Source organism: Streptomyces yongxingensis (assembly GCF_055597465.1).
Map to the genome: position 1 here is coordinate 9,745,216 of NZ_CM145717.1, position 25,951 is coordinate 9,771,166.

The 25,951-nt window shown below is 72.0% G+C and carries 25 protein-coding genes and 1 pseudogene; 13 read left to right on the top strand and 13 right to left on the bottom strand.

Annotation, left to right across the window (positions count from 1 at the left end; all coding sequences use genetic code 11):
• Positions 1-6 precede the first annotated feature (6 nt).
• The 3 genes from ACZ6TD_RS41670 to ACZ6TD_RS41680 form a co-directional block, all read right to left on the bottom strand.
• Positions 7-777: an SDR family NAD(P)-dependent oxidoreductase gene (locus tag ACZ6TD_RS41670; protein WP_471346555.1), complete on the bottom strand. Its 771-nt coding sequence runs from the start codon at positions 775-777 to the stop codon at positions 7-9.
• A 128-nt stretch (positions 778-905) separates the two neighbouring features.
• Positions 906-1,781 carry an aldo/keto reductase gene (locus ACZ6TD_RS41675; RefSeq protein WP_471346557.1) on the bottom strand — a complete coding sequence of 292 codons (876 nt, stop codon included), beginning with the start codon at positions 1,779-1,781 and terminating at the stop codon, positions 906-908.
• 206 nt (positions 1,782-1,987) lie between these two features.
• Positions 1,988-2,851: a helix-turn-helix transcriptional regulator gene (locus ACZ6TD_RS41680; RefSeq protein ID WP_471346559.1), complete on the bottom strand. Its 864-nt coding sequence runs from the start codon at positions 2,849-2,851 to the stop codon at positions 1,988-1,990.
• A gap of 198 nt (positions 2,852-3,049) precedes the next feature.
• Here ACZ6TD_RS41680 and ACZ6TD_RS41685 point away from each other — a divergent pair, with 198 nt between their 5' ends.
• From ACZ6TD_RS41685 to ACZ6TD_RS41695, 3 genes are read left to right on the top strand one after another with little or no spacing between them, the layout of a single operon-like run.
• Positions 3,050-3,817 (top strand): SDR family oxidoreductase, encoded by a 768-nt coding sequence (locus ACZ6TD_RS41685; RefSeq protein WP_471346561.1) that lies wholly within the window; start codon positions 3,050-3,052, stop codon positions 3,815-3,817.
• 47 nt (positions 3,818-3,864) lie between these two features.
• Complete coding sequence (locus tag ACZ6TD_RS41690) at positions 3,865-4,773, top strand: SDR family NAD(P)-dependent oxidoreductase (protein WP_471346563.1); 909 nt, start codon at positions 3,865-3,867, stop codon at positions 4,771-4,773.
• A 57-nt stretch (positions 4,774-4,830) separates the two neighbouring features.
• Positions 4,831-5,046 (top strand): tautomerase family protein, encoded by a 216-nt coding sequence (locus ACZ6TD_RS41695; protein ID WP_020873857.1) that lies wholly within the window; start codon positions 4,831-4,833, stop codon positions 5,044-5,046.
• Between the two features lie 96 nt (positions 5,047-5,142).
• Here the strand turns inward: ACZ6TD_RS41695 and ACZ6TD_RS41700 are convergent, their stop codons facing one another.
• Both ACZ6TD_RS41700 and ACZ6TD_RS41705 read right to left on the bottom strand, forming a co-directional pair.
• Positions 5,143-6,261 (bottom strand): LLM class flavin-dependent oxidoreductase, encoded by a 1,119-nt coding sequence (locus ACZ6TD_RS41700; RefSeq protein WP_471346565.1) that lies wholly within the window; start codon positions 6,259-6,261, stop codon positions 5,143-5,145.
• An 82-nt stretch (positions 6,262-6,343) separates the two neighbouring features.
• Entirely contained in the window at positions 6,344-7,639 is a 1,296-nt protein-coding gene (locus tag ACZ6TD_RS41705) for a cytochrome P450 (protein WP_471346567.1), read from the bottom strand.
• Between the two features lie 639 nt (positions 7,640-8,278).
• Here ACZ6TD_RS41705 and ACZ6TD_RS41710 point away from each other — a divergent pair.
• The 6 genes from ACZ6TD_RS41710 to ACZ6TD_RS41735 all read left to right on the top strand — a co-directional run bounded on the left by ACZ6TD_RS41710 (position 8,279) and on the right by ACZ6TD_RS41735 (position 15,007).
• Positions 8,279-9,064, top strand: a complete 786-nt coding sequence (locus ACZ6TD_RS41710; protein WP_471346569.1) for a trypsin-like serine peptidase — start codon at positions 8,279-8,281, stop codon at positions 9,062-9,064.
• Positions 9,065-9,153: 89 nt separating this feature from the next.
• Positions 9,154-9,432 (top strand): hypothetical protein, encoded by a 279-nt coding sequence (locus tag ACZ6TD_RS41715; RefSeq protein ID WP_471346571.1) that lies wholly within the window; start codon positions 9,154-9,156, stop codon positions 9,430-9,432.
• A gap of 18 nt (positions 9,433-9,450) precedes the next feature.
• Positions 9,451-10,746 carry a sensor histidine kinase gene (locus ACZ6TD_RS41720; protein WP_471346573.1) on the top strand — a complete coding sequence of 432 codons (1,296 nt, stop codon included), beginning with the start codon at positions 9,451-9,453 and terminating at the stop codon, positions 10,744-10,746.
• On the top strand, positions 10,743-11,393 hold the full coding sequence (locus ACZ6TD_RS41725; protein WP_471346575.1) for a response regulator: 651 nt from the start codon (positions 10,743-10,745) through the stop codon (positions 11,391-11,393). The genes ACZ6TD_RS41720 and ACZ6TD_RS41725 overlap by 4 nt, the downstream gene beginning before the upstream one ends.
• A 191-nt stretch (positions 11,394-11,584) precedes the next feature.
• Positions 11,585-12,349, top strand: coding sequence for an ABC transporter ATP-binding protein (locus ACZ6TD_RS41730; RefSeq protein ID WP_471346576.1), 765 nt, complete (start codon positions 11,585-11,587; stop codon positions 12,347-12,349).
• Positions 12,350-12,475: 126 nt separating this feature from the next.
• Positions 12,476-15,007: an ABC transporter permease gene (locus tag ACZ6TD_RS41735; RefSeq protein ID WP_471346578.1), complete on the top strand. Its 2,532-nt coding sequence runs from the start codon at positions 12,476-12,478 to the stop codon at positions 15,005-15,007.
• An 80-nt stretch (positions 15,008-15,087) separates the two neighbouring features.
• Here the strand turns inward: ACZ6TD_RS41735 and ACZ6TD_RS41740 are convergent, their stop codons facing one another.
• From ACZ6TD_RS41740 to ACZ6TD_RS41760, 5 genes are all read right to left on the bottom strand, one after another.
• A complete protein-coding gene (locus tag ACZ6TD_RS41740) occupies positions 15,088-16,269 on the bottom strand; it encodes a serine hydrolase domain-containing protein (protein ID WP_471346580.1) in 1,182 nt (393 codons plus the stop codon).
• Positions 16,270-16,365: 96 nt separating this feature from the next.
• Positions 16,366-17,076 carry a response regulator gene (locus tag ACZ6TD_RS41745; RefSeq protein WP_471346582.1) on the bottom strand — a complete coding sequence of 237 codons (711 nt, stop codon included), beginning with the start codon at positions 17,074-17,076 and terminating at the stop codon, positions 16,366-16,368.
• On the bottom strand, positions 17,073-18,218 hold the full coding sequence (locus ACZ6TD_RS41750) for a sensor histidine kinase (RefSeq protein ID WP_471346584.1): 1,146 nt from the start codon (positions 18,216-18,218) through the stop codon (positions 17,073-17,075). Before ACZ6TD_RS41750 ends, ACZ6TD_RS41745 begins: the two co-directional genes overlap by 4 nt.
• A gap of 17 nt (positions 18,219-18,235) precedes the next feature.
• Entirely contained in the window at positions 18,236-18,811 is a 576-nt protein-coding gene (locus tag ACZ6TD_RS41755; RefSeq protein WP_471346586.1) for a TetR/AcrR family transcriptional regulator, read from the bottom strand.
• Between the two features lie 27 nt (positions 18,812-18,838).
• Positions 18,839-19,312, bottom strand: coding sequence for a nuclear transport factor 2 family protein (locus tag ACZ6TD_RS41760; RefSeq protein WP_471346588.1), 474 nt, complete (start codon positions 19,310-19,312; stop codon positions 18,839-18,841).
• 250 nt (positions 19,313-19,562) lie between these two features.
• On the opposite strand from ACZ6TD_RS41760, the gene ACZ6TD_RS41765 reads away from it, so the two are divergent.
• Positions 19,563-20,894 (top strand): FAD-binding oxidoreductase, encoded by a 1,332-nt coding sequence (locus ACZ6TD_RS41765; protein WP_471358514.1) that lies wholly within the window; start codon positions 19,563-19,565, stop codon positions 20,892-20,894.
• Positions 20,895-20,909: 15 nt separating this feature from the next.
• Here the strand turns inward: ACZ6TD_RS41765 and ACZ6TD_RS41770 are convergent.
• Positions 20,910-21,035: pseudogene (locus ACZ6TD_RS41770) on the bottom strand (acyl-CoA dehydrogenase family protein); the annotation flags it as partial.
• A gap of 435 nt (positions 21,036-21,470) precedes the next feature.
• On the opposite strand from ACZ6TD_RS41770, the gene ACZ6TD_RS41775 reads away from it, so the two are divergent.
• Entirely contained in the window at positions 21,471-22,277 is an 807-nt protein-coding gene (locus ACZ6TD_RS41775; RefSeq protein WP_471346590.1) for an alpha/beta fold hydrolase, read from the top strand.
• 195 nt (positions 22,278-22,472) lie between these two features.
• On the top strand, positions 22,473-22,691 hold the full coding sequence (locus ACZ6TD_RS41780) for a hotdog family protein (protein ID WP_471346592.1): 219 nt from the start codon (positions 22,473-22,475) through the stop codon (positions 22,689-22,691).
• A gap of 48 nt (positions 22,692-22,739) precedes the next feature.
• On the opposite strand, the gene ACZ6TD_RS41785 is transcribed toward ACZ6TD_RS41780, so the two are convergent.
• Positions 22,740-24,086, bottom strand: coding sequence for an MFS transporter (locus ACZ6TD_RS41785; RefSeq protein ID WP_471346594.1), 1,347 nt, complete (start codon positions 24,084-24,086; stop codon positions 22,740-22,742).
• Positions 24,087-24,326: 240 nt separating this feature from the next.
• Complete coding sequence (locus ACZ6TD_RS41790; protein WP_471346596.1) at positions 24,327-25,118, bottom strand: thioesterase family protein; 792 nt, start codon at positions 25,116-25,118, stop codon at positions 24,327-24,329.
• A 110-nt stretch (positions 25,119-25,228) separates the two neighbouring features.
• Between ACZ6TD_RS41790 and ACZ6TD_RS41795 the strand changes: the two genes are divergently transcribed.
• On the top strand, positions 25,229-25,885 hold the full coding sequence (locus ACZ6TD_RS41795) for a YceI family protein (protein ID WP_471346597.1): 657 nt from the start codon (positions 25,229-25,231) through the stop codon (positions 25,883-25,885).
• Positions 25,886-25,951: the final 66 nt, after the last annotated feature.

The window sequence follows — 25,951 nt, forward strand, 5'->3', positions numbered from 1 at the left end:
GAGCCCTCAGTCGCGCAGGCTCATGCCGCCACAGACCGACCACACCTGGCCGTTGACCCACTCGGCGTCGTCCGAGAGGAGGAACGCCACGGTGCCCGCCACGTCCGCGGGCTCGCCCAGCCGCGGACTGCGGGCGATCTTCAGCGCCATGGCCTGCAGCCGCTGGTCGTCCCGCTGCTTCTGGGTGTCGCCCATGACCAACCCGGGTGCCACGGCGTTGCAGCGGATGCCCTCCTTGCCCCAGCGGGAGGCGATATGGCGGGTCAGCGCGTTGATCCCGGCCTTGGAGGCGGCGTACGCGGGACGCCGGGGCTCCCCTCCCCAGGCCGCGCCGGAGGAGGTATTGACGATCACGCCGCCGCCCTGGGCCAGCAGCCGGGGGATGACCGCCCGGCAGGTGAGGGCGTAGCCCAGCAGATTCACCTCGTGGGTACGCCGCCACACCGCCGGGTCCATCTCCAGCAGATCGGTGTCCCGGCCCAGATGCTCGTCCGAGAGGTCGGCGCCGACGTTGTAGAGCCCGTCGACCCCGCCGAGTTCGGCGGCGGCCCGGTCGATCAGCGCGCCGATCGACTCCTCGTCGGCGAGGTCGAACGGGACGGCGACCGCGGTGCCGCCGGCCTCGGCGACGCGCTGGGCGGTGGCCTTCGCGCCCGTGAGGTCGATGTCGCCGACGACGACGGAGGCACCTTCCCTGGCGAGCCGCTCGGCCGTCGCGGCGCCGATCCCGGTGGCGCCACCCGCGATGACGATCCTCTTGCCCTGAAGTCCCCGCATGCCTCTCTCCCACCGACAGAGGTCTGGAACCGACAAAAGCACGCATCATCATTCCACGAAGGAACTCAGGAGTCTCCTGTCCGGACGACCGTGTGCGGGGCGGCCGGTGGCCGCCCCGCACCGGTGTCTCAGGAGAATGTGTCGGGCCCGACCCGGTCGGGGTCGGGGCCGCCGCGCGCTCCGGTGTCGAGCGCGTCGATGGCGGCCACCTCATGGGGGGTCAGGGAGAAGTCGAAGATCCCGATGTTCTCGGCGATGCGGTGGGGTTTGACGGACTTCGGGATCGCGCACAGGTCGTGCTCGACCTGCCAGCGGAGGATGATCTGGGCCGGGCTCTTGCCGTACTTCTCGGCGAGGCCGGTGATGGTGGGCTCCTCGAGCGGATCCCTGACCTTGTCCGCGCCCCCGTAGCGGTTCACCCCGCCGATGGGCGACCAGGACTGGGTGAGGATGCCGTGGCGCACGTCGAACGCGCGCAGCTCGGGCTGGCTGAAGTTCGGGTGCAGCTCGACCTGGTTCACGGCGGGCACGACCTCGGTGCGCGCCATGAGATCGGTCAGGTGCCCGGGGGTGTGGTTGCACACGCCGATGGCCCGCACCCGGCCGTCGGCCAGCAGTTTCTCGGCCGCCTTGTACGACGCCACCGTGGTGTCGTACGCGGACGGGATCGGCCAGTGCAGCAGATACAGGTCGAGGTGGTCCAGGCCCAGCTTGGTGAGGCTGGTGTCGAAGGCACGGAGGGTGGAGTCGTAGCCGTAGTCGGTCAGCCACAGCTTGGTGATGACGAAGATGTCCTCGCGGTCGATGCCCGAGCGGGCGATGCCCTCACCGACCTCCTTCTCGTTGCCATAGGCGGCCGCGGTGTCGATCAGGCGGTAGCCGTGTCCGATCGCGGTCGTCACCGCGGGGACGGTCTCGTCGGGCGGGCTCTGGTAGACACCGAGGCCGAGGGCGGGCATCCGCACGCCGTTGTTCAGGGTCAGGAGCGGGGCTGGTCCATTCATACGGGGTCCTTGGGTGAGTCGGAGACCGGCGGGCCCACCGCCGGTGCCGTGGCCCCGGCACCGGGCAGTGCCCGCTCGTACTGCGACAGGGGTTCCCCATGACGGTCCGCTCGCTCGCTCCGCACCCCGAACGTCACCACGTTGGCACGATCAGGACGCCGGGCCCGGCCTCCGAGGCCGCCACTCCGCCGTCGTAGGGCGGGGGATCACGGTGACGCGCTGTTCTCGTCGGCCGTCATGTCCTGCGTGCCGATCACCGAGAGAAGCTCGAGCTGGGCGGCGCCCTCGGTGCCGGGCGGGGCACTGAACCACAGCAGCCGCTGGCGGCCGTCCTCGCTGAACAGGGAGTGGCAGTCCAGCTCGATGACGCCCAGCGAGGGGTGGACGATGCGCTTGTGGTCGGTCCGCCGGAGGGCCACGTCATGGGTGTCCCAGAGGGCGGCGAACTCCTCGCTGTGGCGGCGGAGCGCCGCCACCATCCGCCGTACCTCGGAGTCGCCGCCGCGCCGGGCGGCGACGGCCTGGAGATCGGCCACGAAGACCCGGGAGTGGTGGGGGTGGTCCTCGGGCGGGTAGACCCCTCGGGCGTCCGGATCGGTGAACCAGCGGTAGACGAGGCTCGCCGCGGGGCCGCGCACCGCCGGGGGGCGGCCGACCAGCGCCGCGGCCAGCTCGTTCTGCACCAGGGTCTGGTGCAGATCGGTGATGACCTGGGCGGGGGTGGTGGCGAGCCGGTCCAGCAGACCGAGCAGGGCCGGCTGGACCTGCGCGGCCGGGCCGTGCGTCGCCGGGGGGACGGGGCGGTCGGCGAGGTGGAACAGGTGGTCGCGCTCGTCGCCGTTCAGCCGCAGCGCCCGGGTGAGCGCGGTCAGCACCTGGGCGGAGGGCTGCGCGCCGCGCCCGCGCTCCAGCTCGGTGTAGTAGTCCGCGGACAACCCGGCCAACTGGGCGACCTCCTCGCGCCGCAGGCCGGGCACCCGGCGCCGCGGACCGGCGGGCAGACCGACGTCGGCCGGGCGGATGCGGTCGCGCCGGGACTTCAGGAACGCGGCGAATTCGGAGTGGTTCACGCCCTCCATGGTCGCTTGTGCCGGCGGGCTGAGCCAGGGGCTGACAACCCCAGGGTGGAGACAGCCGTGGCTGGCCCGGCGATCCCGGCCCAAGCTGGAAACACCGACGGGGCACGGCGGTGAACGACGCCGCACCCCGGGGGCCACGGCCCGTACGCCGTGGCATCCACCAGCCAGCGCACGCCCCCAGGAGTCTCCATGTCCCCCCAGGAAACCGCGCCCCAGCACCCCACCGACCGGCCCCGCGTCGCCATCGTCACCGGAGGCTCCCGCGGCATCGGCCACGAATCGGTGAAACGGCTGGCCGCCGACGGGTACGCCGTCGTGATCGGCTACGCGGGCCACCGCGAACCGGCCGAAGCCGCCGCCAAGGACATCACCGCCGCCGGTGGCCGGGCCGTCGCTATCCAGGCCGACGTCGCCGACGAACAGCAGGTGGCCGCGCTCTTCGACACTGCGGAGTCCGAGTACGGCGGTGTCGACGCCGTCGTCCACGCGGCCGGCCGGATGTACCTGGCCCCCATCGCCGAGCTGGACCTCGCCGAGCTGGACACGCTGCACCGCACCAACATCCGCGGCACCTTCGTCGTCGCCCAGCAGGCAGCCCGCAGGATCCGCGGCGGCGGGGCGCTCATCACCTTCTCCACGTCCATCGTGGGGCTGGCCCTGCCCGCCTACGGCGCCTACAGCGCCAGCAAGGGGGCGGTCGAGGCGCTCACCATGATCCTGGCCCGCGAGCTGCGCGGCCGGGACGTCACCGTCAACAGCGTGGCCCCCGGCCCCACCGCCACCGATCTGTTCCTCGACGGCAAGGACGAGGAGACCATCGCCCGGATGGCGGCCCAGCCCCCGCTGGAGCGCCTCGGCACCCCCGCCGACATCGCCGAGGTCGTGGCCTTCCTGGCCTCCCCGGCCGGCCACTGGGTCAACGGTCAGGTCGTCCGCGCCAACGGCGGCATCATCTGACCGCCGCCGCACAACCGCTTCTCCCTTCTCCCGCCCATAAGGACCCCATGCCCTCCGACACACCCACGACCATCCTGGTCACCGGGGCCTCCAGCGGCTTCGGGGCGCTGACCGCACGCGCCCTGGCCCGCGCCGGCCACACCGTCTACGCCGGGATCCGGCAGCCGGCCACCCGCAACGCGGCCGCGGTGGCCGAGCTGACCCGCTACGCCACCGACCACGACGTCGACCTGCGCGCCGTGGAGCTCGACGTCACCTCGCAGGACTCCGCCGACGCCGCCATCGCCCGCATCCTGGCCGACCGGAACCGGCTGGACGTGATCGTCCACAACGCCGGACACATGGCCGCCGAACCGGCGGAGGCGTTCACCCCCGAGCAGTTGGCCGATCTGTACGACGTCAACGTCCTGGGCACCCAGCGCGTCAACCGTGCCGCGCTGCCGCATCTGCGAGCTCGGGGCGAGGGACTGCTGGTGTGGATCGGCAGCTCCAGTACCCGCGGCGGCTGCCCGCCCTTCATCGGGCCCTACTTCGCCGCGAAGGCCGCCATGGACGCCCTGGCCGTCAGCTACGCCGCCGAGGTGCTCCGCTTCGGCATCGACACCGCGATCGTCGTCCCCGGCGCCTTCACCTCCGGCACCAACCACTTCCGCCACGCGGGCGCGCCCGCCGACACCGACCGCGCCGCCGCCTACGACGAGCCTTACGGCACCCTGCTGGCCGATCTCCACCAGCGGCTGGCCGCGCTGATTCCGCCGGACGCGGACGCCGCGCACGTCGCCGACGCCGTCGTACGCCTGGTGGCCCTGCCGGCCGGCACCCGTCCGCTGCGCACCCACATAGACCCCAGCCGCGACGGCAGCGAAGTCGTCTCCGCGGTCGCCGACCGCGTCCGCGCCGAGTTCTTCCGCCGGGCCGGGCTGGACGATCTGCTCACCGCGGGCAGCTCACTGTAATCACACCCGAATCGCACCGTCGAACGCACCGAAATCCCCGTAGGAAAGAGAACGACCATGCCCTTCGCGAACTTCAAGGTCCCTGCCGGATCCCTCGACGAGAAGCAGAAGGAGGAGATCGTCACCCGTGCCACCGAGCTGTACGTCGAGATCTACGGTGAGCGCGCCCGCGCCACCACCCTGGTCCTGGTCGAGGAGGTCACCGACGGTGGCTGGGGCATCGGCGGCAATGTCCTGACCCTCGCCATGCTCCAGCAGCCACCCGGCAACTGACACCCGGACCCCAGGGCCCCGGCGTCCCCTCCTCCCCCGAGGGGACGCCGGAGCTCCCCCGCGGGGACGCCGGATCTCCCCCGCGGGGACGCCGGGCTACTCGGGCCGGACGTCCCGAAGACCGGTGCTCGCCCGCGCGGCCTCCGCGTCGCGCCGCGCGACGAGGGAAGCGTGGGTCGGGGCGTCGGGCACGGTGGCGGGGCGGTCCTTGGCGAACTCCGTGCGCAGGACGCGGACGATCTCGCCGAGGTGGTCCAGTTGCTCCAGGACGGTCTTCAGCGGCAGCCCGGCATGGTCCATGAGGAAGAGCTGGCGCTGGTAGTCGCCGAAGGAGTCACGGAAGGCCAGGGTCTTCTCGATGACCTCCTGCGGGCTGCCCACGGTCAGCGGGGTGTCGCGGGTGAACTCCTCCAGGGACGGGCCGTGGCCGTAGACCGGCGCGTTGTCGAAGTACGGGCGGAACTCACGCACGGCGTCCTGGGAGTTGGGCCGGATGAACACCTGGCCGCCCAGCCCGACGATCGCCTGCTCGGGTGTGCCGTGGCCGTAGTGGGCGTAAGCCCGCCGGTAGAGGTCGATCAGCCGCTGGAAGTGCTCCTTGGGCCAGAAGATGTTGTTGGCGAAGAAGCCGTCGCCGTAGTAGGCGGCCTGTTCGGCGATCTCCGGCGAGCGGATCGAGCCGTGCCAGACGAACGGCGGCACCCCGTCCAGCGGCCGCGGCGTGGAGGTGAAGCCCTCCAGCGGGGTGCGGAACCGCCCCTCCCAGTCCACCGCGTCCTCGCGCCACAGCCGGTGCAGCAGGGCGTAGTTCTCGATGGCGAGCGGAATGCCCTGGCGGATGTCCTGCCCGAACCACGGATAGACCGGACCGGTGTTTCCGCGCCCCATCATCAGATCGACCCGGCCGTCCGCCAGGTGCTGGAGCATGGCGAAGTCCTCGGCGATCTTCACCGGGTCATTGGTGGTGATCAGCGTGGTGGAGGTCGAGAGGATGAGCCGCTCGGTGCGCGCCGCGACATACCCGAGCATGGTGGTGGGGGAGGAGGGCACGAACGGCGGGTTGTGGTGCTCGCCGGTCGCGAAGACGTCGAGGCCGACCTCCTCCGCCTTCAGCGCGATCCTGACCATGGCCTTGATCCGCTCGTGCTCGCTCGGCGTCGTGCCCGTGGTCGGGTCCTCCGTCACATCGCCGACCGTGAAGATCCCGAACTGCACCGGACTCATCCTCCTCCGAAGTAGTTGACTGTTGAACTATGTCAACGGAGGGCTTCCGGTGTCTATTCCGGCCCGTCGCGCGCTAGCCCGTGGTGACCGGGGCGGGACTGAACGTGACGGGCAGCGAATCCAGGCAGCGGTACCAGAACGAGTCCACCCATCTCAGCTCGTCGGGCGGGACCGCCAGCGCCAGGTCCGGAACCCGGTCGAGCAGCACCTCGATCGCCGTCTCCGCGATGATCCGGGCCGTCTCGGGACCGCCCGCCGGGCAGCCGTAGTCGCCGCCGCTGAACGCCACGTGGGAGTGGTTCCCGGCGTGGCCGACGGGGGCGTCGGGCCACAGCAGCGGATCGGCGTTGGCGGCGGCCAGACCGAGGACGACGAGGTCGCCGGCGTGGATGCGCCGGCCGCCGAGGTCGGTGTCGCGGGTGGCGTACCGCCCGATGAGGTTCTGCAGCGGGGAGTCCGCCCACAGCACCTCGTTCATGGCCTCGCCGATGCTGCGGCGGTTGCCCGAGAGGGTCATCGCGAAGCGCTCGTCGGTGAGCATCAGCCGCAGGGTGTTGCCGATCCAGTACGAGGTCAGCGGCAGCGCCGCCGCCATCAGCACCATGATGTCCGCGATGTGCTGCTCCTCGGTGAGGTCCGGGGTGTTCAGGATGAACTGCGAGGTGAGGTCGGGGCCCGGATCCTCGCGCTTGGCCCTCACCAGCTCCGTCACATACGCGGCGACCCGCTGCTGACCGGCGATGGCCTCCTCGTTGGAGAGGAACGACATGGTCAGCCCCGCCGCCAGGGCCTCCAGCCCGGCCTCGTCCTCGGACAGGCCGAACAGCTCGGCCGTGGCGAGGGTGGGCACCGAGTAGATGTAGTCGTACACCAGATCCGCCCTGCCGCTCGCGGCGAACTTGTCGATCAGCTCATCGGCGAACCGCTCGCAGTGGCCGCGCAGCACGAAGGGGTCGATCGTGGCGAGGGCCTCGCTCGCGGCCGTCGCGCGCCGCCCGTGCTCCTCGCCCTCCGTGAAGGTCATCATCGGGCTGTACGCCACCCATGGCATCAGCGGCCAGTCCGGTGGCACGCTGTCCCAGCCGTTCCAGCGGCGCGGGTCCCGGCCGAACGTCTCGGTGTCGGACAGCACCTGACGGGTCTCGCGGTAGCCGAGGACGAACCAGGCGTCGATGTCGCCTTCGAGCAGGACCGGGGCGACCTGTCCGCTGTCCTGCCGAATCCGCTGGTAGGTCTCGTCCGGCCGGCGCCGGAAGTCCGGCCCGTACAGCCGCGTGGCGTGGGCGGGGCAGCCCGGGGGCGGCACGTCCGGCGCGTGCTGCGGGGCCGGGGTGTCCTGGTCGTCCTGGTCGTCCTGGAGGTTCGTCACCAATGGTCTTCCTCGGAGCGGCGGGCCTACGGGGATGCCGGGAGGCTAACAGCATCCGCTGCGGCAGGCGGGCCCATCGCGTAGTGCGGGGCTGCCGTGAATGCGTGAATACTGCCGTGAATTCGACGAGAGAAATGCGATTGCGGGTTCCGGACACTGTCGGGGATCGGGTGGCCGTCGCCGCGTGGGAGCGGGTGGTCATTGACGCGCGTTGACGCGTCGGAATTCTTCGTTCAATGCGGCGTGCGGCCCATTCCGCTTTTGCCGAAAAGGGCAGCCCAGCAGTCGCGAGGCGATTTTCCGTACCGCGCCTGGGCGTCATGCCTGGCCGGATACCGTTCTGACCAGCTAGGGATCTTGGCGTGCGCACTTCATCACGCGATACGGTGCGCCCGGGATTTCACCGGGGGCATCCGCTCCCTGTCCCGATCAAAAACTGGGGGACTGGTGCAGATACGCAAGGTCGTTTTAGCGGCGAGCGGAGCGGTTTTCGCGTTCGCCCTGACGATTCCGGCGGCCGCGTCCGCCGATTCGCACAGCACCGTCACACACAGCGCGGACACCTCGGTGTCCACGCACGAAAGTGCCGCGTCCCGCTCATCCGCGGAGTCCGCCGAGAAATACTGGACCCCGCAGCGTATGCGCAGAGCCGTCGAGGCCGACACGCCCGCCGACGCCAAGGCGTCGCGGAAGGCGGCCACCGACGCGGCGGCCGAACCCGCTCAGCTCGCGAAACCGCAGAAGGCCACCTCGAAGAAGGCCCGCGGGGTGCGGATCGCCACCTCGATCGTGCAGGGCAAGGTCTTCTTCCACAACCCGACCAACGGCGGCGACTACGCCTGCTCCGCCGCGGCGGTCAACAATCCCACGAAGAACATGGTGTTCACCGCGGGGCACTGCGTCCACGGTGGCGCCGGTGGCACCTGGGCCACCAACTGGGCGTTCGTGCCCGCCTACTACAACGGCTCGCGGCCGTACGGAACCTGGTCCGCCAAGACGCTGACCACGTTCAACGGCTGGATCAACAACAGCGACCTGAACTACGACATCGGCGTGGTCAACGTCTGGGACAACGGCTCCAGCAAGCTGGTGAACACCGTCGGCGGCATGGGGCTCGGCTACAACTACGGGTACTCCAACACCGTGACCGTCTGGGGCTATCCGGCCGCCTTCGGCTACGACGGCGAAGTGCCCTACGCGTGCCAGAACATCCCCACGTGGCAGGACGGCTCCCGGGTGCAGAACGGGTGCACCATGGTCGAGGGCGCCAGCGGCGGCCCCTGGCTGCGGGACTACAACGAGACCACGGGCCTGGGGACCGAGATCGGCGTCACCAGCACCCGGACCGATCCGCCCGCCTACATCGACAGCCCCTACTTCGACAACAAGATCCAGACGATCTACAACAACACCGCCAACGGCTGAGCACCACACACACCGCACTCGGCCGGGGCCCCGCACTCAGGGGCCCCGGCCTCCGGCATCCGCGAGCCCCACCATCGGGAGAAAACGTCATGCGCCCGCTCACCGCAGTCCTCGTCACCGCGGCGGTCGTGGGAACCGGCATCGTCGCGGTCCTCGCCGTCACCGCCCGGGGCGAGGACACCGGCGATCCGCCCGGCCCGGACACCCCACGGACCCACCGGGCGGATCCGCCGGACCGCTCGTACTGGACACCGGAGCGGGTGCGCGACGCACGGCCCGCGCCCATGCCCACCGACCCGGGCCAGGGTCCGGGCGCGGGACCGGCCTCGGGACCGGACGCGGGCGGCGGGCGGCAATCGCCGCCGTAGGTGCGTAATGTGGCGCGGGTGCGAATAGCTGTGTCCTCCGGCCGGCGCGCCGGTTATCGACGTTGGCCGGGGCGGATCCTGATATCGGCGCTGGCGCTGTGGTTCCTCTTCTCCGTCTACCAGGACGTGCGGGAACGGCTCGTCCTCGACCCGGGCCTCGACACGGAGGCGTTCGCCGGGGACTGGGTGCCGGTCTGTTCCGGAGCCCTGGCCGGGGCGATGGCCGTGCTGGCCGTCGTGCGCGATGTCCGATGGGTCCCGCGGGCCGCGCTGGTGGCCTGTGCCGGCACCTTCGCGGCCACGGTGGCCTACCACCTGATGCCGGTGAACATGGTGACCAGCGAGTCCAGCGGCACCGAACTCATGGGCCTGCTGTTCCTCCTCGCCGTGGCGGTGCGCCGCTGTACGCCCTGGTGGGCCCTGGTGTCCGTGGCGGCGATGAGCGTCAGCGTGTTCTCCATCCCGCTCCTGCGGGACTCCGATCCCGGTGACTTCTCCGGCAACACCGCGCTGTTGCTGGCGCTGGCCTTCGTCTGCGGGCTGGTGCTCCGTCTCCACGACGCCCAGCAGGAACGCACCGGACAGCTGGTGCGGCAGGAGGAACGGCTCGCGCTGGCCCGGGACCTGCATGACACCGTGGCCCACCAGGTGACCGCGATCGTGGTGCAACTGCAGGCCGTGCGCCATGTCACCGGGCGGGGCACCCCCGACCCGCAGGCGCTGAACGAGATGCTCGAGGCCGTCGAGCACGCGGGTGGCGAGGCGCTGACGTCGATGCGGCGCCTGGTGGGCTCGATGCGCGGTGACGAGACCCCGCGGCACCCCGAGAACCTCGGCGAGGTCCTCACCCGCATCGTGGACGAGGCGCGGGGGACGGGGCTGCCGGTCCGGCTGGACCTCGGGCGGGACCTGCCGGAGGACGTCCCCGCCGAGGTCACCGGCGGGCTGAGCCGCGTCCTTCAGGAGGCCCTGACCAACGCCCAGCGCTATGCGCGCGGAGTGCGGTCGGTGGATGTGTCCGCCCGGGTGGCGGCACGCCACGCCGAACTGGTCGTGGAGGACGACGGACACGGCTCCCCGTCCGGACACCGCGGCAGCCTCGGCCGGCTCGGCGGCGGCTTCGGCATCATGGGCATGCGGGAGCGGATCGAACTGCTCGGCGGCGCCTTCGAGGCGGGCCACCGCGCCGAGGGCGGATGGCGGGTCCGCGCCTCCGTACCGCTGCGCCCCGACGAGGCCGCGCGCACCCCGCGGACACGCGGGCGGCACGCCGTACGAACCGGATTGCGGCTACGGGAGGGCAGGACGGCATGACCATACGCATCCTGGTCGCGGACGATCAGCATCTGGTGCGGGCCGGGTTCCGCATGGTGCTCTCGGCCGAGCCCGACATGGAGGTGGTGGCCGAGGCCGCCGACGGGGCCTCGGCCCTGTCCCTGGCCCGCGAAACCCGGCCGGACGTATGCCTCGTGGACATCCGGATGCCCCCGCCCGACGGTCTGGAGGTCACCCGCCGGCTGGCCGGCGGCGGTCGGCCCGGAGCCCCGAAGGTGGTCGTGGTCACCACCTTCGACCTCGATGAATATGTGTACACGGCGCTGTCGAACGGCGCCTCGGGGTTCCTCCTGAAGGACGCCGGTCCGGCGCTGCTCACCGAGGCCGTGCGGGCGGCCGTCCGCGGGGACGCGATGGTCGCCCCGCAGATCACCCTCCGTCTGCTCCAGCACTTCACCAAGACCCGGCGGCGCGCCGCACACGAGCCGGCCGATCCGCTGACCGACCGCGAGGAGGAGGTCATCCAGGGCATCGCCCGCGGACTGACCAACCCGGAGATCGCCGCCGAACTGTACATCGCGCCCAGCACGGTCAAGACCCATCTGGGCTCGGTCCAGGCCAAGCTGGGCCTGCGCAACAGGGTCGAGGTCGCGGCCTGGGCCTTCCGCACGGGGCGCGCGGAGTAGCGGGCCCGCGGCCCGCACGGACCGTGCCGAACAGCGGCTCCGCGGCGATCTCCCCCGATCGGGGGATGCGGCTTTCGGATGGTCGGGGGATCCGCGCGGGGGTGGCCGAGCGGGAGGCTCAGGGACGTCGCCATCAGCGGCGACGCCCTCCGCCACGAGGGCCATCCACCGAGCGCTCACCGAGGATCGGCATGCACGCACACCAGCCCCCTTCCGCCCCGGAGTCCTACGCGGCCCACGCCACCGACCTGACGAAGGTGTACGGCACGGGGGACACCCGTGTGGTGGCCCTCGACGCGGTCACGGTCGGCTTCGGCAAGGGGCGGTTCACCGCGATCATGGGGCCGTCCGGGTCGGGGAAGTCCACCCTGATGCACTGCATGGCCGGCCTCGACTCGCCGTCCTTCGGCTCGGTCCGCCTCGGCGACACGGAGATCGCCTCCCTGAACAACCGTCAGCTCACCCGGCTGCGCCGCGACCGCATCGGCTTCGTCTTCCAGGCGTTCAACCTGCTGCCGACCCTGAGCGCGCTGGAGAACATCACCCTCCCCATGGACATCGCGGGCCGCAAACCGGAGCGGGCCTGGCTGGAGAGCATCATCCAGACCGTCGGCCTGGCCGACCGGCTCGGCCACCGGCCCGCCCAGCTCTCCGGCGGCCAGCAGCAGCGCGTCGCCGTCGCCCGCGCGCTGGCCGGGCGGCCCGACATCGTCTTCGCCGACGAGCCCACCGGCAACCTCGACTCCCGCAGCGGCGCCGAGATCCTCGAGTTCCTGCGCGGCTCCGCGAGCGCGCTGGGCCAGACCGTCGTGATGGTCACCCACGACCCCGTCGCCGCCGCCTACGCGGACCGCGTGGTCTTCCTCGCCGACGGCCGCATCGTGGACGAACTCCACGCGCCGACGGCCGAGGCCGTCCTGGAGCGCATGGGCCGTCTGACCCCGGCGCACGCCTGACGCCCCGCACGCCTGACCCCCCGCACGTCTGACGCCCCGCACGTCTGACGCCCGCGCCACGCACGCCCGACGCCCGCCCCGCTCCCCGAGCACCTCACACCCGGCACCCTCCCGGAAGGCCGCCCCGTGTTCCGTACCGCCCTGCGCAACGTCCTCGCGCACAAAGCCCGTCTGCTGATGACCATGCTCGCCGTCCTGCTCGGCGTCGCCTTCGTCGTGGGCACCCTCGTCTTCACCGACACCGTCGGCAACGCCTACAAGGAGCGCTTCCTCACCACCCTGCGCAATGTCTCGGTCCAGGCCACACCGCCCTACGACGAGAAGGCCGGCGAGCGCGGAACGGTGGCGGAGGACACACTGCGGCGCCTGCAACGGCTGCCCGGCGTGGCGTCCGTCACCGGCTCCGTCGAGGGGTTCGCCGCCGTGGCCGCGAAGGACGGCCACCCCCTCGGCGAGGACCATGTGACGGCGGGGGGCAACTACTTCCCCCAGGCCGACGGCAAGGACACCCGCCACCCGCTGACCGCCGGGCGCGCCCCGACCGGGCCCGACGAGGTGCTGCTGGACACCGCCACGGCCGACCAGGGTGGTTACCGGGTCGGCGACACCGTCCGGCTGGCCGTCGACGGACCGGTGCTGCACAAGAAGCTCGTCGGCATCGTCCGCACCGACGACACCCACGGCTCCGGCGGCACCCTGGCGCTCTTCGACGACGCCACCGCGCAGAAGCTGTTCCTGAAGCCCGGCCGGTACGACGGGATCACCCTCGAGGCCGACCGCGGCACCTCCGAGGCGAAGCTCGCGGCCGAAGCGCGCCATCTGCTGCCCGGGGACTCCGACATCAGCACCGGGGCGCAACTGCGCGAGCGGCAGCGGGCCGAGGCCGCCGACGGGACGAAGGGGCTCAGCCAGGTGCTGCTCGTCTTCGCGGCCATCGCCCTGTTCGTCGGCATCTTCGTCATCGGCAACACCTTCACCATGCTCGTCACCCAGCGTTCGCGGGAGATGGCCCTGATGCGGGCCGTCGGCGCCGAGCGCCGCCAGGTGACCCGCTCCGTCCTCATCGAGGCCGGCCTGCTGGGGCTGTGCGCGGGCGCCACGGGGTTCCTCCTCGGCATCGGCGTGGCCATGGGCATCCGGCAGCTGTTCGCGTCCACCGGATCCGGCCTCCCGGACGGGCCGTTGGTCGTCTCGCCCAGCACCGTACTGATCTCGTTCCTGGTGGGCGTCGTCGTCACCATGCTCGCCGCCTATGTGCCCGCCCGCCGCGCCGCCGCCGTGCCTCCCGTGGCCGCCATGTCCGCGATCCACACGCCCCCGCCGGTCCGCGGCCTCCGCAGGCGCAACGCGATCGGCGTCGCCCTGATCGCGATCGGTGTGCTCGGCGTGGTGTTCGCGGCGTCCAGCGGCGAGCAGGGCAGGACCATCGTGCTCCTCCCGGCCGCCCTGCTGCTCATCGGCATCATCGTGGTGACACCGGCGCTCTCCGGCCCGGCCGTCGACCTGGCCGTGCCCCTGCTGCGCCGCTTCGGCGTCCCGGGCACGCTGGCGCCGCGCAACGCCCGGCGCAACCCCCGGCGCACCGCCTCCACGGCCTCGGCGCTGATGATCGGGCTGTCCCTGGTCACCGGGCTCACGGTGGTCGCGGTGTCCGCCACGACATCGCTGCACGAGCGGGCCGAGCGCTCCGTCACGGCCGACTTCGAGATCTCGTCGAAGAACAGCGGCCACCTGCCCGCGTCGGTCCACGACACCCTGGCGAAGTCCTCGGCCGTGACCTCCTCCAGCCCGCGGCGCCAGGGCGCCGTGCGCATCGGCGGCGACGAGGTGACCCTGACCGGTGTGGACCCCCGGACCATCGGCGACCTCCTCGACCCGAGCTTCGTCTCGGGCTCGCTCGCGGCCCTGGGCTCGGGCGGAGGCAAGAACCTGCTGATCGACACCTCCATCGCCGACATCTACGGATGGACCACGGGACAGCGGGTTCCGGTGGTCTACGACGACGGCAGCCGGGGCTCACTGGAGATCGGCGGCGTCTACCACGACGACGAATACCTCCCGTCCACCATGATGCCGCTGGCCACGCTCCAGCCCCATCTGAAGGAGGCCGAGGACGCCTCGGTCCTGGTGCGCACCGAGGCCGGTGACGGCGACACGGCACGGGACGCCCTCCAGCGCACCCTCGACCAGAACCCCCTCATCCAGGTGCGGAACACCGACGACCTGGCCGAGGCGGCCGGTGGCGAGGCCATCACACTGCTCCTCAACGTCCTCTACGGGCTGCTCGCCATGGCGGTGGTGATCGCGGTCCTGGGAGTCGTCAACACCCTCGCGATGTCCGTTTTCGAGCGCACCCGCGAGATCGGGATGCTGCGCGCGGTGGGGCTCCAGCCCGAGCAGACGAGGCGGATGATCCGTCTGGAGTCCGTCCTCATCTCGCTGTTCGGGGCCCTTCTGGGCATCGGCGCGGGCATCTTCCTCGGCTGGGCCGCGGGCAAGCTCGCCTCCGACAGCATCCAGGGGTACGAGATGGTCATCCCCTGGGGCCGTATCGCCGTGGCACTCGCGGGCGCCACGCTCGTCGGTGTGGTCGCCGGACTGTGGCCCGCCCGCCGGGCCGCCCGGCTGAACATCCTCACGGCCCTCAAGGCGGACTGAGGCGCGCCGCGGGCGGGCGGCCGGGAGCGGCGCATGGCCTGGGGCATCCGCCTCCGCCCGGTCCGCCCGCGGCGGGCGGCTCAGGGGTTTCCGTAGGCCGCCACCATGATGTTCCGTACCACCGTGTTCATCTCCTTGCCCTTGGCATCGGTGGAGTTGACGCTGTAGACCAGGGTGCGCGAGCCGTCGCGGGTGGAGACGATGCCGGTGTTGTAGCCCCAGCGGCCGCCCGACTTCCCCCACACCTCACGGCCGCCCAGCTTCTTCATCGAGAGGCCGGCCGAGTACGCGGCCGGGTCGCCGGTGGTGAAGTCCGCCACCTTCGGCAGCGTGAACATCTCCCGCAGCAGCGGGCCGCGCACCACCCGCCCCCGGAACAGGGCCTTGGTGAACCGCTCCAGGTCCGCCGTGGTCGAGATGATGTCCCCGGCCGCCCAGCCGTCCGTCGGCCCCCACACCGACACATCGCGCAGCCCGGTCGTGCCGTCGTCCAGCCGCATCGTCTGGTAGCCGTGGTTGTGCGGTCCGGCGATGTGCGGGTCCGTCCCCGGGAGGTAGGTGTCGCGCAGCCCCAGGGGCTTCAGGATCCGGTGGGTCACCTGGTGTTCGTAGGTGTCGCCCGTGATCCGCTCGATGACCAGAGCGGCGACGGTGTAGCCGATGTTCAGATAGTGCTGCTTCTCGCCGGGCGCGAACTCGCGCTTCTTCGCGGTCGCCGAGCGGACCATCTCCTCGGGGTCATGGATCCGGAAGCGGTCGGCGTACCGCTCCTCGACCGTGTCCCCGGGGAGGTCGGCGGCCGGGATGCCGTGCGTGTGATTGAGCAACTGCCGTACGGTGACCTTCCCGTACGACGCCGGGATCAGCTCCGGCAGATACGAGCGAGCGGTGCGGTCCAGGTCGAGTTTGCCCTCGGCGGCCAGTTGCAGGGCGACCGCGGCCGTGAAGACCTTGGTCACCGAACCGGCGCGGAAGCGGCCGGCCGGATCGGCCGGCCGGTTGGTCGTCAGGTCGTGCACGCCCGAACTGCCTCTCCAGACGCCCTCGGTGCCCCCGACCCGTACCAGCGCGGCCGTGGCATCGCTCGTCGGCAGATCAGCGATGGCGGCCTCCAGCTCGGGGATCCCGGTCCGCTCGGAGGCCGTGGGCGACGCGGTGTCCGCGGGCGACGAGGTGGCCGCGAGGGCCGGCGGCACCGCCGGGCCCGCCACGACGCCCAGGACGAGCGCCGCGGCCAGCAGGGTGCGGCTGGTGCTCTTCATGGTCAACTCCAGTGATGTGAGCCGTTGTTCCCGGTGACTCCATCCTGGTGACCGGCGGTCTCGCGCGGATCGCCCGCGCGAGCGGTGTTCCGGGGGTCAGTTCCTCGCCGAGGCGGGGGAGGAGCCGGGCCGGGCCGCTCCCCCGGGCGGGGGGTCCCCGGCCGTGATCAGGCCCGTCTCATAGGCGCAGATCACCGCCTGGATCCGGTCCCGCAGCCCCAGCTTGGCGAGCACATTGCCGACGTGTGTCTTGACCGTGTGATCGCTGACGACCAGCTCCGCGGCGATCTCGGCGTTCGACAGCCCCCGGGCGAGCAGCAGCAGCGTCTCCCGCTCCCGCCCGGTCAGCGCGTCCAGCCGGGGATCGGGCCGCCGTGGCCGGGCGGTGGCCCGGGTGTACTGCTCCACCAGACGCCGGGCCACCGACGGCGCGAGCAGCGAGTCGCCCCGCGCCACCACCCGTACCGCGTGCACCAGATCGTCCCTGCGCACATCCTTCAGCAGGAAGCCGCTCGCGCCCGCGTGCAGCGCCTCGTAGACGTACTCGTCGGAGTCGAAGGTCGTCAGCATCACCGTCCGGCAGGCGCCGGACGCGGCGATCTCGCGGCATGCCTCGATACCGTCCACGCGGGGCATCCGGATGTCCAGCAGGGCCACATCGGGCGTGTGGCGCCGCACCGCCTCGACGGCCTCGGCCCCGTCGCCCGCCTCCGCGACCACCTCGATGTCCGGCTGGGCGTCAAGGATCATGGCGAAGCCGCTGCGCACCAGCTCCTGGTCGTCGGCCACCACCACACGGATCGTCAACGCGCCACCTCCGTCGTGGAGGGTACGGGGAGATGGACCCGTACCTCGAAGCCCCAGCCGTCCGGGCCCGGCCCGGTGACCGCCGTACCGCCGTGCGCCGCCGCCCGCTCGCGGACGCCGATCAGACCGTGGCCGCCACCGGAACCGGACCGCGGTCCGCGCCCGTCGTCCAGCACCCGGATGTCCACGGCGTCTTCGCCATAGGCGAGGTGGACGGAAACGCCGCGGGCCGCCGCGTGCTTGACCACGTTGGTCAGGGCCTCCTGCACGATCCGGAAGACGCTCGCCCCGGTGGCCTCCGGCAGCGGCCGCACGGCCCCCGCCGGCTCGTACACCACATCGAGGCCACTGGCCCGTATCCGGTCCAGCAGCTCGGGCAGATCGGCCAGGCCCGGCTGTGGCTCACGCGGGGCGCGGCCCGGCTCCTCGCCCTCGCGCAGCACACCCAGCATCCGGCGCAGTTGGGCCATCGCGTCCCGGCCCGTCGCGGAGATGGCGTCGAAGGCGGCCTCGGCCCGCTCCGGCGCCGTCCGCACCGCCACCGGACCGGCCTCCGCCTGCACGATCATCAGGCTCACCGCATGGGAGAGGATGTCGTGCATCTCCCGTGCGATCCGGGCCCGTTCGCGCGCGGCGGCCCGCTCCGCCTCGATGCGGTGCTCACGCTGCCGGGCATCGGTCAGCCGCCCGAAGACATAGGCCGCCGCGAACACGAAGAGGGAGAAGGTCAGCTCACGGGCCGTCCGGGTGTTCAGCCACGCCGACACCGGCACGGCGACCGTCAGCAGGCATCCGGCGACCAGCCGCTTCCCCGGCGGTGAAACCGCGGCGATGGTGTAGGTGATGACGAGCCCGGTGTACGGCAGCGGCTGCCCGGGCCCCTCCACCGCCAGCTTGTACAGCGCGCTGGTCGCGATGATCGCGACCAGCACGGCGAGGGGAGCGCGCCGGCGCCAGACCAGGGGAACGACGGTGAGCGTGGTCAGCCCGTAGGCGGGCCAGGTCGCCGGCTCCTGATCGGGTGGCCGCGGCACCATGAACGGCATCGTCATGGCCGCCTGGACCAGGAGCGCGATCCCGATGTCCACGGCCTGGGGGTGAGCTGCTCCCAGCGCCCGGCCCCGCTCCCACCACCCCCGCATGAACTGGATGGTAACGGCTATGCCCTTGATGGCAACGGCTGTGCCGCCTCCAGCAGGACGCGTGCGGCCGCTTTCGCCCGGTGCGCGGGTTCGGCGCTGCCGGTGATCGCCGCGGTGGTGATGGCACCTTCGGCCAGCAGGGCCAGGTGGTCGCCCAGTGAGGCCGGCCTGCCCGCGGCCGCCGTCAGCTCGGCGAGGTAGCGGAAGAACGCCTCCTTGTGCGCGCGGGCCGTCTCGGCGACGGCCGAGGAGGTGGCGCCGAGTTCCCCGAAGGAGTTGCTGAAGGCGCAGCCGCGGAAGTCGGGCTCGCCGAACCACTCGTGGAGCCAGTCGAAGACGGCCAGGATGCTCTCCTCGGGAGTGGCCTGGGAATCGGCGTACGCGGCCAGCTTCTGGCGCCAGCGGACGTCGCGCCGCCGCAGATACGCCTGTACGAGCTCGCCCTTGGACGGGAAGAGCTGGTAGAGCCGTTTGAGGGAGACGCCTGAGGCGGAGCGGATCTCATCCATGCCCACCGCCTGGATGCCCCGTCCGTAGAACAGGGTCTCGGCCGCGTCGAGGATCTTCAGCTCCGCGGTCTCGGGACTGATCATTGCCTTGCTCTCCTGGTGTCCGGCCGGTCAGAGGCCGAGGTCGCTCAGCCCGGGGTGGTCGTCGGGGCGACGCCCGAGCGGCCAGTGGTACAGGCGCTCCGACTCCTTGATGGGGAGGTCGTTGATGCAGGCGTAGCGCAGGCGCATCAGACCGCCCGCGTCGAATTCCCAGTTCTCGTTGCCGTAGGAGCGGAACCAGTTGCCGGAGTCGTCGTGGGATTCGTAGGCGAAGCGCACGGCGATGCGGTTGCCGTCGAAGGCCCACAGCTCCTTGATGAGCCGGTAGTCCAGCTCCCTCGCCCACTTGCGGGTGAGGAAGGCGACGATCTCCTCGCGCCCGGTGGCGAACTCCGCGCGGTTCCGCCAGCGCGAGTCGACGGTGTAGGCCAGGGCGACCTTCTCCGGGTCACGGGAGTTCCAGCCGTCTTCCGCCAGTCGGACCTTCTCGATGGCGGTCTCGCGGGTGAACGGGGGGAACGGTGGGCGTGCGGCGTCGGTCATGTCGACTCCTCGAGTCGTGGAGAGGGGAGGTGCCGGGGAGAACGAGCATTCTCCCCGTCGGACACGACACTAGGAGAACGATGGTTCTCGCGCAAGTGCCGACCCGCCGCCGCCCCGGTGACAGGGGGGTGGCGAGCACGCGTTCCGATGGCGGTGGGTACCGTGCGAGCGGGAAGTCACGTGCTCGACGACAAGGCAGGGGACCGGCGTGTTGCTCGATGATCTGCGGCAGGAGCTGCCGGACGGCCGGATGGTCGAGGACCCCGGTGTCGCCGCCGGGTTCGTCCACGACGAGGCGGAGTGGGCGCCGTACGGCACGCCCCGCGTGGTGGTGCGGCCACGTACGGCGCCGGAGGTGCGCTCCGTGGTGCGGGCCTGTGTGCGGCACGGCGTTCCGCTGGTCACCCGGGGCGCCGGCACCGGTCTCTCCGGCGGTGCCAACGCCGTCGAGGGCTGTGTGGTGCTCTCCACCGAGGCCATGGACACCATCCACGAGATCGATCCCGTGGAGCGCCTCGCGGTCGTCGGACCGGGGGTGGTCAACGACGATCTGCGGGCCGCCTGCGCCGAGCGGGGGCTGTGGTACCCGCCGGACCCGGCGAGCGCGCCCTGGTCCACCATCGGCGGCAATGTGGCGACCAACGCGGGCGGGCTGTGCTGTGTGAAGTACGGCGTCACCCGCGACTATGTGCTCGGCCTGGAAGTGGTGACCGGCACCGGTGAGCTGGTGCGGCTCGGCCGCAGGACCGCCAAGGGCGTCGCCGGGTACGACCTGGCGGGGCTGATGGTCGGCTCCGAGGGCACCCTGGGAGTGATCACCGAGGTCACCGTGCGGCTGCGGCCGCGGCGCGAGGCGGAGCGCACGGTCGCCGGATACTTCTCCTCGGTCGTGGCGGCGGGACGCGCGGTGGCCGCGATCGGGGCCGCGGGGCTCACCCCGTCCGCGCTGGAGCTGATCGACCGGCACTGCCTGGCGGCGGTCGACAAGTGGAAGAACATGGGCCTGTCCGTGGACGCGGATGTGGTGCTCCTCGGGCGTACGGACGCCCCGGGCCCGGCCGGCGCGCAGGAGGCCGAGCGCATGCTCGCCTGTTTCGAGGAGGCGGGGGCGACCTGGGCCGCGCAGTCCACGGACCAGGAGGAGGCCGACGCGCTGTTCGCGGCCAGGCGGCTCGCCTACCCGGCGCTGGAGCGGCTGGGCCCGGTGCTCACCGAGGACGTGTGCGTGCCCAAGGCGGCCGTCCCGGAGATGCTGGCGCGCATCGAGCGCGCCGCCACCCGCCATGACACGCTCATCGCCAACATCGCCCACGCCGGTGACGGCAACCTCCATCCGCTGCTGATCACCCAGCCCGGCGACACCGCGGCCCGGGAGCGGGCCCAGGCCGCGTTCCACGAGATCATCGCGGACGCCATCGACCTCGGTGGCACGGTCACCGGTGAACACGGTGTGGGCCTGCTGAAGCGGGACGGTCTGGAGCGGGAGCTCACCCCGGCGGTTCTGGACATGCACCGGGCGGTCAAGGCGGCCCTCGACCCGCACGGGATCCTCAATCCGGGCAAGGTCATCGCCCGCGGCTGAGCGCGGGGAGGGGCGTCACCCCAGTCCGCCTCGTTTGACGAGCTGAGCCGCGATCACATTGCGCTGGATCTCGTTGGTACCCTCACCGACGATCATCAGGGGCGCGTCGCGGAAGTAGCGCTCCACGTCGAACTCGGTGGAGTTCGCGCACCGTCGTGACGATGAACCGCTCGTCCTCGGACACGATGTCGAGGGTGCTCATGCTCTGAACGCTCCTGCTCCGACGCTCCTGAGAGACACCATGTCATCATGGTTGCTCATGAACCGTGTCGGTGAAATGGCGATACGTGATACGTCCATGCCGCGCTCGTCGTGCCCCGGGCGAACGGGAGCGCGCCCGTGCCGAGGTCCAGCCGGACCCGGGCGTGGTGACCGGCACCGTCACGCGTATGGCGCTCGACCGTGCTCGGGACGTCGCGGCCGGGCGGACACCGCCCGCGGTGGAGGCCGTCGCCCGGGAGCTCATCCACCAGATCACCTCGGCTGTGCGTCAGGAGCGGTGGCCCTCCGCCCAGGTGCACACGCGGACCGCACACACCGACGACACCCGAGAACCCCGAGAGGCGAGAGACACCCATGCCACGCACCGACGTCCCCCAGCAGGTCAGAGGCCACGCCCGCGCACTGGACGGCACCCTCCTCGCCTACCAGCGCCAGGGCACCGGAGCACCGCTGGTGCTCCTGGCGGGCCAGGCCAACAACCACCACTGGTGGGACGGCATACGGGCGGACTTCCACGCCACGCACTCCACCGTCACCATGGACTGGCGCGGCACCGGGGAGAGCGGAAAGCCCGACCACCCCTACGCGACACGGGACTTCGCCGACGATGTGATCGCCGTCCTCGACCACCTGGGCATCGAGTCCGCCGATCTGTACGGGACCTCCATGGGAGGGCGGGTCGCCCAATGGATCGCCGCCCGCCACCCCGACCGGATCCGGCGGCTCGTCCTCGGCTGCACCTCACCCGGCGGGCCACGGGCGACGGAGCGCGACATGACGGTGCGGCGCTCCCTGGCCCAGGCCGACGCGCGGGCGGCGAGGGAGGCGCTGATCGACCTCATGTACACCCCGGCCTGGCGGTCCGGGCACCCCGGGCCGTATACGACCCTCGGCGACCCCGCCATGCCCCCGCACGCCCGGCGGCGCCACCTGGTGGCCAGCAATGATCACGACGCCTGGGACGTCCTCCCGCTGATCAAAGCGCCCACGCTGATCCTGCACGGAGCGGACGACCGGCTCACCCCGGCGGCCAACGCACCGCTGCTCGCCTCCCGCATTTCCGGGGCGCGGACACACCTCTTCGAGGGCGCCCGGCACGGCTACTTCGAGGAGTGCCGCCCGGAGGCCGGGGAGATCGTGTCGTCGTTCCTCACCGACTGACACGCCATCGCGGCCGGGAATTCCTGCCGCCCATCCCGCACCGGCAGCGGATGATCGCCGGAGGGCGGTGCGAGATCGCCGAACCGCTGCGCCTCGGCGAGCCCGCCGAACGCGTCAGCAGCCTCGGCACGGTGAGGGCCAAACATCCACTACGACACGCCGTACGCGCAAGGGGAGGAGGGCTATCCGGGCCCCGTGGTCCACGGCCCGCTGCTGGCCCTGCTCATGCTCGAACTCGCCCGCCGCCACGCCCCGGCACGCCGGGTGGCCGCCCTGTCCTACCGGCTGCGGCGGCCCCTGTTCGCCGGGGAGCGCCTCCTCGTGTGCGGCACACCGTCCGGCAACGGCGCCGAGATGCGCGTCGCCACCCATCGCGAGGCGCGGCATGCCACGGCCGAGGTGACGTTCGCATGAGCGCGGGCGGCGGCCGTAAGGCCGCCGCCCGCGCCCGCGGGGCGTCGCTCAGGAGGTGGTGTCCGCCGCCTCGAGCGAGGCGGAGCGGGGGTCGGCGGTGCGCTGGTCCTGGCGTATCGCCGTGGTGGTGCCGCGCGGTGCGATGTGGGCGCGCAGGGACACCACCGTCAGCAGGGACAGGGCCGTGCCCACGAGCGGCACGGTGAAGGCGGCGCTCGCGCCGAAGCCGTCCGCCACCTGTCCGCCCGCCGTCACCGCCGCGGCCTGCCCCAGCGCGACCGAGCCGGTCAGCCAGGTGAACGCCTCCGTCCGGGAGGCGGCCGGGACCAGCGCCTCCACCAGGGTGTACCCGGTGATCAGCGCCGGTGCGATGCACAGGCCCGCCAGCAGCCCCAGCCCGCCCAGCGGCAGTGGCGCGGACACCGCCCACAGCGTCGAGCAGATCAGCGTCAGCGCGGCGTAGGCGGTCAGCAGCCGCCGGCGCGGGGAGGTGCGCCAGGCGATGGCGCCGCAGGCCACGCCCGCGAGCATGTTGCCCGCCGCGAACACGCCGTACAGCACGCCGTTCAGGCCCGGTTGGCCCTGCTCCTGGGTGAAGGCGGTCAGGGCGACCTGCATCCCGCCGAAGACCGAGCCGATGCCCAGGAAGGCCACGGCCAGGACCCGCACGCCCGGCACGGACAGGGCCGAGGCGTGCCGCTCCCGCGCGTCCGCCCGCGCCGGGCCCGGCGGTGGCGCCGTACGGCGCCGGGCCGCGAAGAGCAGCCCGCCCACCAGCGTCAGCGCGGCCTCCGCGATCAGGCCGGAGGCCGGGTGCACGGCGGTGCTCAGGGCGGTGGCGAGCACCGGGCCGATGACGAACGTGAGCTCGTCCGTCACGGACTCGAACGCGGCCGCGGTCGCCAGGAGCGGATGGCGTCCCGGGCGCGGCCCGGATCCGCCCGGCGCGCCGTCCCCGAGGGCGGCCGCCCAGCGGGCCCGCACCATGGGCCCGACCTGTGGGACGGAGGCGCCCGTGGGCACCGCGGCGGCGATCAGCGCCCACAGCGGCGCGTGGGCCAGGGCGAGCGCCGTCAGCAGGGCCGCGGCCGCCGCGTGGAGCAGCACACCCGGCACCAGGACCGCACGCTGCCCGTGGCGGTCGGCGAGCTTGCCGCTCTGGGGCGCGAACAGCGCCATGGAGACGCCGGTGACGGCCGCGACCGCACCGGCGACACCGTACGACCCGGTGGTGTGGCGCAGCAGGAGCACGATGCTGATCGTCAGCATCGCGAACGGCTGCCGGGCGGCGAACCCAGGCAGCAGGAAGGTCCACACACCCGGTGTGCGCAGCAATTGCCGGTAGCCGACGCGCTGGACGGGGGGAGGGGTGTCGCTGGAGACCGCGGATGCCACGGCCGACGCCTTTCCGCCGCCTGGTAGCGCACCCGGGCCGGCGTGGCGGAGTGCGCCGAGAGCTGTCCTCTCGCGCTGGACCGGGGTAGATACCGGGTCCGCGCCGATCAGGGGGCTCGAAGGACCGCGGCCGCCGAGCGGTCGCGCCAGCTCTGCGTCAGGCAGAGTGGTTCGTTGCTTGCGGACTCATCGTACAGGGGGAGCCGCCACCTCGCCGGTGGCGGCCTGTCCCGTGCGCGGTCAGGTGCCGGGCAGGGGCCGGACGGTGAGGATCTGCTGGGCGTGGCCGACCGGACCGCGCAGGTCGTGCAGCACGGTGCTGGTGATGCCCTGGCCGGTGCTGCCGAAGGTGACCGTGGTGTCCAGCCCGGTCCAGCGGCCCTCGGGCTGCCGGTGGAGGTGGATGGTCAGGTCGACGTTGGGGAACATCCAGGCGGTGGGCGACTGCCGTACGGCGATGCCGTTGGCGGTGTCCACGAGCGCGATGTACGAGGCCAGCGGGGTGCTGGCCTGTCCGGCCACGAGGTCGAGCGGGGTGGAGACCCAGAGCGTCGCGCGGCCCGGCTCGCGCGGCGCGAGCGGGCGGGAGTCCAGGGAGGCGATGTACCCGCCGGGCCACAGCGATGCCATCGACCAGGGGTCGAGCTTCTCGGGAGGGGTGAGCCGCTCCTCGGCGCCACCGGCCACGGCGGCGGTGTCCACGGCGGCGAGGAGCCAGGCGCGGGCCCGGACCACGGGACGGTCCGCGATGAGCACCACGGCCTCGAGGAGTTCGATGGTGCGGCCGGGCCGGATGGTCTCCACCCGGATCTCGCACTCGTCGAGGGCGAGCCGCCCGAGGATGTCGAAGCTGATCCGGCTGAGCAGCAGCCCGGTGTCCGGACGGGTGGCGAGGTGGCGGTCGATGGCGTGGACGATGAGACCGCCGAGCGGGCTGAAGTGCTGTTCGTCGCTGCTCCAGGCGCCGCTGACGTGGGAGGTGGGCTTGTAGCGGTGCTCGTCGATCGGCTCGTAGTAACTGTCGGTCGTCAACGGTGACTTCTCCTCGGGGGGTACATCGCAGACACTTACTCAAGATCCTTGAGTATCTGCTCTTGATCAAGGGTTGCGTCATCCCCTAAGTTGACATAACAACGGGTGGCATGAACCTGTTCAGCCGCAGTACCGCCCGCCGCGCGATCGCCAGCGCCGCACCGGCGGCCCCCACTACGCGGGCGACGTCCGGCGCCGTCGCTCTGTCGGATCCCGGCCTCGCGGCTCTCACCGGAGAGTGGATCGTCGACCCGGCGCACAGCCGGATCGGTTTCTCCGTCCGGCACGCCATGGTGAGCACGGTGCGTGGCGCCTTCACTGAGTTCGAGAGCCGACTCTACTTCGACGGCCGCGACCCGCGCCGTTCCCGGGCCGAGGTCCTGCTGTCCACCGCCAGTGTCCAGACCGGTGTCGAGCAGCGCGACGACCACTTGATGGGCCGGGATTTCCTGGATGCCAGAACCTTCCCGCACATCCGGTTCATCAGCACCGCCGTGGAGGTCGCGGGCCCGGACGTCTACCGCATGGCCGGGGAGCTCACGATCAGGGACGTCACCCGCCCCGTCGTCCTGGAGCTCACCTACATCGGACATGTCACGGATCCCTTCGGCTACCAGCGGGCGGGCTTCGACGGCACGACCACCATCAACCGCTCCGAATGGGGGCTGACGTACAACGCCAGGCTGGCCGAGGGCGGCGCCCTGGTGAGTGAGAAGGTCCGCCTCCAGTTCGACATCGCCGCCATCCGTACCGCCCCCACCGCCTGACAGGGCCCGGACCAGGGCGCCCTCCCGGCTGCGAGGAGGGTGCTGAGGGGGGGACCGGGCGGCGGC